The organism is Ideonella sp. P3_A4 (assembly GCF_056403075.1).
Window position 1 is genome coordinate 1 of the sequence record NZ_JBFUGE010000658.1, and the last position, 3,163, is coordinate 3,163.

Annotated in this window: 4 protein-coding genes; 1 reads left to right on the forward strand and 3 read right to left on the reverse strand. The window is 66.3% G+C overall.

From position 1 onward, the window contains the following. Together AC1DYI_RS30665 and AC1DYI_RS30670 are read right to left on the reverse strand one after the other, a co-directional pair. Positions 1–223: glutathione S-transferase N-terminal domain-containing protein (locus tag AC1DYI_RS30665; RefSeq protein ID WP_477207895.1), on the reverse strand; the 223-nt coding region annotated here is incomplete at its 3' end. Positions 224–259: 36 nt separating this feature from the next. After that, on the reverse strand, positions 260–1,606 hold the full coding sequence (locus AC1DYI_RS30670; RefSeq protein ID WP_477207896.1) for an aminotransferase-like domain-containing protein: 1,347 nt from the start codon (positions 1,604–1,606) through the stop codon (positions 260–262). Positions 1,607–1,666: 60 nt separating this feature from the next. Between AC1DYI_RS30670 and AC1DYI_RS30675 the strand changes: the two genes are divergently transcribed. Further along, on the forward strand, positions 1,667–2,284 hold the full coding sequence (locus AC1DYI_RS30675) for a DJ-1/PfpI family protein (RefSeq protein WP_477207897.1): 618 nt from the start codon (positions 1,667–1,669) through the stop codon (positions 2,282–2,284). Here the strand turns inward: AC1DYI_RS30675 and AC1DYI_RS30680 are convergent. Further along, the coding region (locus AC1DYI_RS30680; protein WP_477207898.1) for a DUF885 domain-containing protein at positions 2,269–3,163 on the reverse strand (895 nt) is incomplete at its 5' end. The genes AC1DYI_RS30675 and AC1DYI_RS30680 overlap by 16 nt on opposite strands.

Sequence of the window (3,163 nt, forward strand, 5' to 3'; positions counted from 1 at the left end):
CTGCAAGGTAGCGCAGGATCGCGCCGGATTCCCAGACGACGAAGCCCTCGTCCTCGAGCGTCGGAACCAGACCGTTCGGGTTCAACGCCAGGAACGCTGGCGTGTCGACCACGCCAAAGTGCCGGCCTGCGTCAATGCGCTCGTAGCCCAGGCCAAGCTCTTCACAGCACCAGAGTACCTTTTGTACGTTGACCGAGTCGGCGTTGCCCCAGATGCGCAGCATGTGATTCCTTCTAACAATGCGGGTGCCGAGTGTCCTTCATGGGCAGCTTCRGCAAGCCTGATCGTTGATCACGCGCTTGACCTTCTCCAATGCGTCTCGAAGCACGTCCAACTCGACGGACCCGAGAGCCAGGCGCAGTGCGTGGGGCACGTGGGCRGTCGTCGAGAAGGGCTCTGCCGTCGACACCGAAATGCCTTCGGACACGAGCGCCATCGCCACCTTGTCGGCACGAAGCTCTTCCGCCAAGGGGAGCCAGGCGAAGTAGGACGCGGGATGGCGGACGCACCGAAGTCCGCTGAGAACTTCGGCAGCGATCGCTTGCCGAGCCATCGCGTCCTGGCGCTTCTGTTCTTCCAGCCGCGTGACCGTGCCGTCTGCCAGCCACCCGCAGGCGATCGTGGTCATCACGCCGGGCGTGTTCCAAGTGGTGGCCCGGATCGCGCGTTCGATCTTCGGCATCCAGGCCGCCGGTGCCGCGACAAAGCCGACGCGCAGCCCGGTCGCCACGCTCTTGGAGATCCCCGAGATGTAGACGGTTGTTTCGGGTGCCAGCGCTGACAAGGGGGCGGGTGGATCCGCCTCGAGGAAAGCGTAGGCCGCATCCTCGATGATGAGCAACCCGTGCCGGCGTGCGATTGCCACCAGCTGCCGCCGCCGGCTCGCGGCCATCACCCACCCCAGCGGGTTGTGCAGCGTCGGCATGGTGTACACGGCGCGCACACGCCGGCGTTTGCACAGGGCCTCCAGCGCATCTAGGTCGGGCCCCTGACCGGCCGCCGGGATCGGCGCCAGCTCCAGGCGCTGTGCCTCGGCGAGCACCTTGAACCCTGGGTAGGTCAGGGCGTCGACGGCGACCACGTCACCGGGCTGCAGCAGCGCCATGACGGTCGTCRCCAGCCCGTGCTGCGCGCCACCGACGATGGCGACCTGGTCCCCACTCACTGTCAGCCCGCGGCTCGCGAGGTGACGTGCCACCGTCTCCCGCTCGTGCGGGCGACCACCGTGCGGCTGGTAGCGCAACAGCGCTTCCAGATCACCGGAAGCGGCCAGCTGGCGCAGCGCTGATCGAAGCAGATCGGCCTGACCTGGCAACGACGGATAGTTGAAGTTCAAATCCACCATGCCGGTTGCCGCGGCGTGCTGATCGATGCCCAGTCCACGCGGCAGCAAGGCCTCTCGCACAAAGGTGCCACGGCCGGTCTCGCCGCTGACCAGGCCCATGGCCTCGAGCTCTGCATAGACGCGGGTCGCGGTGACGAGCGCCAGGCCTTCCCGGGCGGCGAGCTCCCGGTGCGTGGGCAGGCGGGTACCCGGCGCCAGGCGGCCTTCTCGAATCTCAGCCGCCAGCGTGTCGACCAGCGTCTTGTAGCGGGCGTGGGCCATGCGGCAATGTATCCATGACAATAATTTGATTGTATTGAATTCGGTGTCTACGATGTCACCATGCACATCGCCATCCTCACCTTTGAAGGCTTCAACGAGCTCGACTCGCTCATCGCGCTCGGCATTCTCAACCGCGTCAAGAAGCCGGGTTGGCGGGTGTCGATCGCCAGCCCCACGGCGCGTGTCCGGTCGATGAACGGCGTGGTGCTTGAAGCCCAGGCCACCTTGCGCGAGGCGAGTGCTGCCGATGCGGTGATTGTTGGCAGTGGCATGCAGACGCGGGAGGTGGTCGCCGACGCGGCCCTGATGGCGCAACTGCAGCTCGACCCCGCACGGCAACTGCTGGGCGCCCAGTGCTCTGGCACRCTCGTGTTGGCCAAGCTGGGGCTGCTCGACACCGTGCCCGCCTGCACCGACCTGACCACCAAGCCCTGGGTCGAAGAGGCCGGCATCAAGGTGCTGAACCAGCCCTTTGTCGCCAAGGGCAATGTGGCCACCGCAGGCGGCTGCCTCGCTTCGCAGTACCTGGCCACCTGGGTGATCGCCCGTCTGGAGGGCATCGAAGCGGCCAAGAGCGCGATGCACTACGTCGCCCCGGTGGGGGAGAAGGACGATTACGTCGCGCGTGCGATGCGAAACATCACGCCGTTTCTCGAAGGGATTCAGGCGACGGCGTGAGTGCCCCCGAGCCTACCCGCCAAGCTGTCCAGCAATTCCAGTGGCATCGCACCCCAGCGCAAGGCATGGCTGTGGAAGCGCTTCAGGTCGAAAGCAGCGCCCTCGTGCGCGCGGCAGGCTTCGCGCAGCTGCTGCCAGCGCAGATGGCCAACCTTGTAGCTCAGTGCCTGCGCCGGCATCACGCAATAGCGATCCACTTCGGCGCTGGAGCGGTTGGGCGTTTCGCCGACGGTTTGCACGAGGTAGTCGATGGCCTGCTGGCGCGTCCAACGATGAGCGTGCAGGCCGGTGTCCACCACCAGGCGGGCGGCACGAAACAGCATCGATTGCAGGTACCCGATGCGGCCCATGGGGTTGCGCTCATACAGCCCCATTTCGTCGGCCAGCTGTTCGGCGTACAGCGCCCACCCTTCGCCATAGGCGGCGAACCACAGCGTGCGCCGCATCATCGAAATCTCCGGTGTCTCCAGCGCCGTGGAGATCTGCATGTGGTGCCCCGGCACACCTTCGTGATATGCAAACGAAGGGGCGTACCAGCGCTTCCAGTCGCGCGTGTCGCGCAGGTTGACGTAGAACGCGCCGGGCCGGCTGCCGTCCGCCGAGCCTGAGGTGTAGTAGCCACGAGGTGCGCCGGCCTCGATGGCGGCGGGCACCGCGCGCACCTCCAGCGATGTCTTGGGCATTAGGTCGAACATGGCGGGCAGGCGCGCTTGTACGTCGGCCACAATGGTGCGCAACTCACTCAGCAGCTGCGCCTTGCCTTCGTCGTTGTTGGGGTAGACGAAGCGATCGTCCACCGCCAACGCTGCCAGCCGCTCGGCCACTGTGCCGCCGCGGAAGCCCTGCGCTTGCAAGGTCGCCTCGAGCTGGCTGGTGATG